The 5,316-nt window shown below is 48.0% G+C and carries 7 protein-coding genes; 3 read left to right on the forward strand and 4 right to left on the reverse strand.

The window, feature by feature from the left end; genetic code table 11:
* The coding region (locus GF404_12925) for a pyridoxal-phosphate dependent enzyme (GenBank protein MBD3383083.1) at nucleotides 1-481 on the forward strand (481 nt) is incomplete at its 5' end.
* 187 nt (nucleotides 482-668) lie between these two features.
* Here the strand turns inward: GF404_12925 and GF404_12930 are convergent.
* The 3 genes from GF404_12930 to GF404_12940 all read right to left on the reverse strand — a co-directional run bounded on the left by GF404_12930 (nucleotide 669) and on the right by GF404_12940 (nucleotide 3,028).
* A complete protein-coding gene (locus GF404_12930; protein ID MBD3383084.1) occupies nucleotides 669-1,196 on the reverse strand; it encodes a cytochrome c in 528 nt (175 codons plus the stop codon).
* Between the two features lie 111 nt (nucleotides 1,197-1,307).
* Nucleotides 1,308-1,853, reverse strand: a complete 546-nt coding sequence (locus GF404_12935; protein MBD3383085.1) for a hypothetical protein — start codon at nucleotides 1,851-1,853, stop codon at nucleotides 1,308-1,310.
* A gap of 161 nt (nucleotides 1,854-2,014) precedes the next feature.
* Nucleotides 2,015-3,028 (reverse strand): NAD(P)-binding protein, encoded by a 1,014-nt coding sequence (locus GF404_12940; protein ID MBD3383086.1) that lies wholly within the window; start codon nucleotides 3,026-3,028, stop codon nucleotides 2,015-2,017.
* A 458-nt stretch (nucleotides 3,029-3,486) separates the two neighbouring features.
* Between GF404_12940 and GF404_12945 the strand changes: the two genes are divergently transcribed.
* The gene (locus GF404_12945; GenBank protein MBD3383087.1) at nucleotides 3,487-4,185 is read left to right on the forward strand and encodes a hypothetical protein; all 699 of its coding nucleotides are present in this window, start codon (nucleotides 3,487-3,489) and stop codon (nucleotides 4,183-4,185) included.
* A 144-nt stretch (nucleotides 4,186-4,329) separates the two neighbouring features.
* Complete coding sequence (locus tag GF404_12950) at nucleotides 4,330-4,677, forward strand: hypothetical protein (protein ID MBD3383088.1); 348 nt, start codon at nucleotides 4,330-4,332, stop codon at nucleotides 4,675-4,677.
* 30 nt (nucleotides 4,678-4,707) lie between these two features.
* On the opposite strand, the gene GF404_12955 is transcribed toward GF404_12950, so the two are convergent.
* Nucleotides 4,708-5,316 (reverse strand): CoA-binding protein (locus tag GF404_12955; protein MBD3383089.1); only part of this gene is annotated, 609 nt, incomplete at its 5' end.

The raw sequence follows: 5,316 nt of genomic DNA on the forward strand, positions 1-5,316 counted from the left end.
AGGGCTGTTCTCGGCTTTCCTGGATGCTGAAAAAGTTGAAATGTATGGCGTGGAACCATCAGGCAAAAGCTTCAAGGAGGGTGAACATGCCGCCACTCTGACTTACGGTTCCCCGGGTATCATTCACGGTTTCAAGTGCTACCTGTTGCAGGATAATGAAGGACGACCGCTTCCTGTTTATTCTATCGCCTCCGGATTGGATTATCCGGGCGTCGGCCCCCAGCACAGTTATCTCAAGGATATCGGCCGCGTGCAGTACAAAACTATTAACGACAAGGAAGCGCTGGACGCTTTCTTCATGCTTTCCCGTGAGGAGGGAATCATCCCGGCCCTGGAAAGCTCGCACGCGGTCGCTTACGCCATAAAGATGGCAAAAGAACTCGACAGCGATCGCACTATCCTGGTCAATCTCTCCGGTCGAGGTGACAAGGATATCGATTATGTAGCTCAAAAATACGGAAAGGATTACGACCTTTTATAGACTCATGACCCATTGCCCTTTCCAATGCCGGATCCGGAAACTCCAGCGCGGTCCGGCATTTTTCCACCAGGTACAGATTATCACCTTGCTGAAAAGGATGGATCGGTTTTCATGCTAACATTGCCGGCAATTATGATCGTTTGAAGTTTATTCTGATGATGTTATTGGGCTCAGTTAACCGGGCAGTTTACTGTTGGCCAAAGCCATGATCCCGGCCTTCAGTGCGAAATCTTTGGTAATCGTAATATGACATCTCGGGAAGCTTTTGCATAAAAGCGACAAGCGACCAGATATCCTGATCGCCCAAAAGTTCGCCAAATGCCGGCATACCGGTAAGCTTGATGCCGTTTTTGGTGATCCAGAACAGTTCAGCGGGGCTCCATTCGCCGACTTCCTCAATCAGTTCCGGCGGAAGCGGATACATCCCAAGCGCGAATCGCTCACGGCTTATTCCGATTGCACCGTGACAGGGCAGGCACAGGCTGTCGTAGTACTTAAAGCCGGATAACAGCATGGAAGAGTCCTGTAAATTCGAAAGGACAGTGTCTTCGGCATGATGATGAATCGAGCGGTCTTTGGTGGTTTCGATCAGCCTCAGGGTCAACCCGTTATGTTTGGAATTCGCAGAAATATTGTACCAGCCCGAATTTATGTAGAAGAAAACAGCCCCTGCCAGTATTACTATCACTATCAGGATCGCTATAATTGTTTTCATTGGGCAAATCCTTTCAGCCAAAAAAATGATATCACGACCTCGCCAGGAGATCGTGATATCGCTTGCGAAGAATAGGAAGTCAGATGACAAAGAACAAAACTATAGCATGAGTTATTTATCATTCGTGAACAGGTAATCACCGCCGGCGGCGTTGGCATGGCAGGCAATACATCCCTGATTTGTACCTTTGGCAACTCTTCCGGCCAGGGCTATGCCCTTCGGGTTTTCCATGATACCCCCATCGGGAGCGTACTTGACATAAAACCAGTTCATATGCTCCGGATCGTAACCTTTTTCACGATGAAGCATTATGGTTACTGCCGCCAGATACTTATCCGGTGACCGGGAAATCTTCTCCTGAGTGGCATCCTCACCGCCATAGTTATCCTTGATTATGACGTGGTAATGTTTACCCTCGACTTCAATCATATTGTAATACAGGCGCAAGAACTTCCCATGGGGTGAAGATCCGGGATATACTCCCGAACGCATGGGCCAATCCGTGTATCCCTGCATTGCGGTCCAGGCTTTTTCAGCGAAGCTGACATCGGATGATCCGCCAAAAGCCATATCTTTCTGAGCCAGAACATTAATTCCAAAACCGAGAATCAACAGGAGACTTAGTGTAAATGTTAATATGGTATTTTTCCGGGTCATCAGAACCTCCTCCTCAGGGTATCATTTTTACACGTAGTGTTATCAAGATATCGCTGCCGATGTGTGCAAACAATACTATAAAATAGCCTACTGATTACGTATATCTGTTACGCAGAACCAGTTATCCATTAGATAGTAATAAAAATGCTTAACTATTATAATCAGGCGGTCAGGGAATCATATTTGCGCAACAGTTCGAGAGAATACTCAGCCGTGGAAAGACCGGATAGCGCTGCGGTCTCTACCCCGCAGGAAGCTTTCCCAAAGGCGTCACCGCAAAACAGCACCGGTCCGGGGGCACTTGAATAGACCAGTCGATCGGGATGATGTACCGCGACATCGCTGTAACGCCAGCGATGAACCTGGTATTCGAGCGGTTTTGCGCCGATGATATCCGCTGCTATCTTGAGCAGGTCACGGGCGATATCATCCGTGTTATCCTCCCAGTGCTCATGGGCATAGGAACAGGTCGAATGGATCGTGACACTTCCGGTGGATGAAATCGATTTGCTCTGGTTGTCGGCGATCCAGCGGATCGAACCATTTTCAAACCTAATCCATCCGGTTCGGCCGATCCTGGAGCCTTGATCGAGAACAGCCATAACAGCGATACAGCGGTTGTACTCGATCTCACGCAGTGATTTTATTATCCTGGAATCTAACTCTGTTTCTATATTCGATAACACCGCCAGAGACTGCGGTACCGGCGCGCTCAGGACTAAAAGTTTCGACCTGAATTCGCGACCGTCCGCGCAGGTTACAATCCAGTGATCTTCTCTATAATCCGCCGTCATAACCCGGCATTTATTTACAATATTTTGCTTTTCAGCCAGAAATTTTGGCACGGCGGTCATGCCCTGACTGCCGACATAATGATCTCTTTCGCCGTTAAACCACTTATGGACCAGGCCGTCTTCGAGCCAGCTTGCAAGGTATTCACAGAATACGCTGTCCTTGCAGATGAACTCCTGCGCGCCGTGGTCAAAACGTGCCTCACCAATCCTGCGGGTAGCCATACGGCCACCGACCCCGGGGGACTTGTCGAGGATTAGGGGACGGATATCGTGGTGGTGGAGATAATCAGATGCCATTAAACCGGATATACCGGCACCCACGATTATTAAATCTGATGTATTTTTAGAGATACTCAATTCGCCCGAAGTTTCCTTTTCCATAGACTTAATCTATTAAACGTATCACGACAACAACTGTTCCGGAATTGTTTCTCGCACCCGGCAAAGCGTTTACGTTTTATTTTACTCAAGGCGGTCTTTGAACTTCAAAAAAACACTAAGTACATGAATCCTCTACGGCAAGAACTTCCCAAAAAACTATGAATTCTGAATTCATTGAAACTAAACAGCCAATACTCCTCTCTTTATTGACATATACTGTTGCTGTTCAATCATATATGCTGGCAATTACACCAACCGGGAAGATGTGAACTGATTTTCAGAGTAATCTCGACAGTGCGCTAAGAACCTGGAAGTGAAAAAAACTGCTGAAATCGGGACCAACTGCTTGAACTCGGGCGATGCAATCATGGTTTAGTTGAATACAGGATCAAGAGAATCCTTTATTGTTTTTACATTCAAACGAAAATTTAAAATTAGTCCTTAAAAGGAGGAGTACGATGAAAAAGCTTCAGATTATTTTTATTTCTGTGGCGATCCTTATGATCGCGGTTGTTTCGGCAAGCGCTCAGCATAGTCACAGCGCCAGGGATGAACATAATATGTTCTACGTCAACGATCCGGTCAATCGCAACACTGTAACATTCAAGAGCACTGCCCCGCTGGAAGATATAGTGGGCACCTCAAATAATATTACCGGCTACCTGGTTTTCGATCCTGAAAACCCGAAGAACGGCGGTCATGGTGAACTGACTGTACCGGTCAAGAGTTTGAATACCGGAATCCCTACTCGCGATGAGCATCTGGCGGCTAAGGATTGGATGAACGCTGAGAAGTATCCCAATATCGTGTTGAAAATTGATGAACTCAAAAGTATCAGGGAGATAAGTTCCAACAGCTCATCGACCACATACGATGTCACCGCCACGGGTGAAGTCATAATCAAGGGCAAGAGCAAGCGGATCGAATTTCCTGCCCGGATAACCTACCTGGTGGAATCGGAGAAGACTAACGCGCGCATGCCGGGTGATCTATTGGCGGCTCGCGCTGAATTCGATGTGTCCCTGGCTGATTTCGGTATCACCGGTCCGGCCGGAATGGATATCATCGGCACTAAAGTCGGTGAAACAATCACTATCGAGGCCAGCATGGTAGCCTCGAATTCATCTGAATTGGCGCTAAACCCGGCGGGTAAATAGGGCGGTATCTTTAATTTTTGAGCATTCTCTCGCAGCAAGTGCCTTGAATGCTGAGATGAGACTGAGGACGGGGGATTAAACACCTCCGTCTTCATGCTCTAAGACTAAGTGGTACTGTTAAGCACGCCGATCAAAGGGGAATAGATGAATTCAATACATAAAACAGTTCCCGCCCTCGCCCTGCTTCTGACTTTGGGAGCAGTTATAACCTGGCAGGCTACCGGCGGTGACTACTACACTAAGTTCGAAGTTGTCGAAAGAGTCGAAAGGCTTCCTGATGCCGATGACCCCCTGGCCGGGACCGGATTCTACGACGATGAAAAAGTGATCGAGACAGTCACACGCAAGGATTTCAGGTTCGGACTTTTGCCGACTCCTGCGGGGCTTTTCGACAAACATATTCTGTCGGTCGCATCGATCAGTCTGCCGCTCTGGGTGATTTCTTTCGGAGTCATCTGGTTTACACGCAAAAACAGAGGCAAGCGGTTATAGCCAGGAAAACCGGTAGCTAACTGTGGGATATCACTTTTTTACTATGAAACGCGCGTCCACGGCCTTGGTGGTCTTAGGCGATGACGATATGATAAACGGGTTTATATCCAGTTCTGTAATAACAGCAAAGTCGGAGACCAGCTGGCTGACTCGTAAAATTGAGTCTTCCAGCACTTCCATATTGACCGGTTCAGCACCCCGGAACCCCTTGAGCAGTTTAACACCGCGCAAAGACTCGATCATCTCTTTGGCATCCAGGTCGGAGAGAGGATTGATCCTGAACGCGACATCCTTCATCACTTCAACATAGACACCCCCCAGACCGAACATTATTACAGGTCCGAAAGCCGGGTCCGATGACATGCCGATAACCGTCTCTACACCACCCGAGACCATCTCCTGCACAACTACCGAGAACTTCTCTTTGGGTTTGAGGTCTTTGGTAACCGACTTCTTGAGCTCGTTGAATGCTTTCTCGATCTCTTCTGCAGTACGCAGGTCGAGACGGACCGCTCCGCGATCAGTTTTATGCAGGATCTTGGGAGTATTCACTTTCATAGCGATCGGGTAACCCAGCTTTTTGGCGTGCTTGACCGCTTCTTCAACTGAGAAAGCATACAGGTATGGCGCAATCGGGAA

It is taken from the genome of Candidatus Zixiibacteriota bacterium, assembly GCA_014728145.1.
Taxonomy (GTDB): domain Bacteria; phylum Zixibacteria; class MSB-5A5; order JAABVY01; family JAABVY01; genus WJMC01.

Excerpts from the sequence above, each read along its gene's own strand:
- GF404_12950 (MBD3383088.1), top strand. The coding sequence starts at position 4,330 with ATGAATTCAATACATAAAACAGTTCCCGCCCTCGCCCTGCTTCTGACT.
- GF404_12940 (MBD3383086.1), bottom strand. The coding sequence starts at position 3,028 with ATGGAAAAGGAAACTTCGGGCGAATTGAGTATCTCTAAAAATACATCA.
- GF404_12945 (MBD3383087.1), top strand. The coding sequence starts at position 3,487 with ATGAAAAAGCTTCAGATTATTTTTATTTCTGTGGCGATCCTTATGATC.
- GF404_12935 (MBD3383085.1), bottom strand. The coding sequence starts at position 1,853 with ATGACCCGGAAAAATACCATATTAACATTTACACTAAGTCTCCTGTTG.
- GF404_12930 (MBD3383084.1), bottom strand. The coding sequence starts at position 1,196 with ATGAAAACAATTATAGCGATCCTGATAGTGATAGTAATACTGGCAGGG.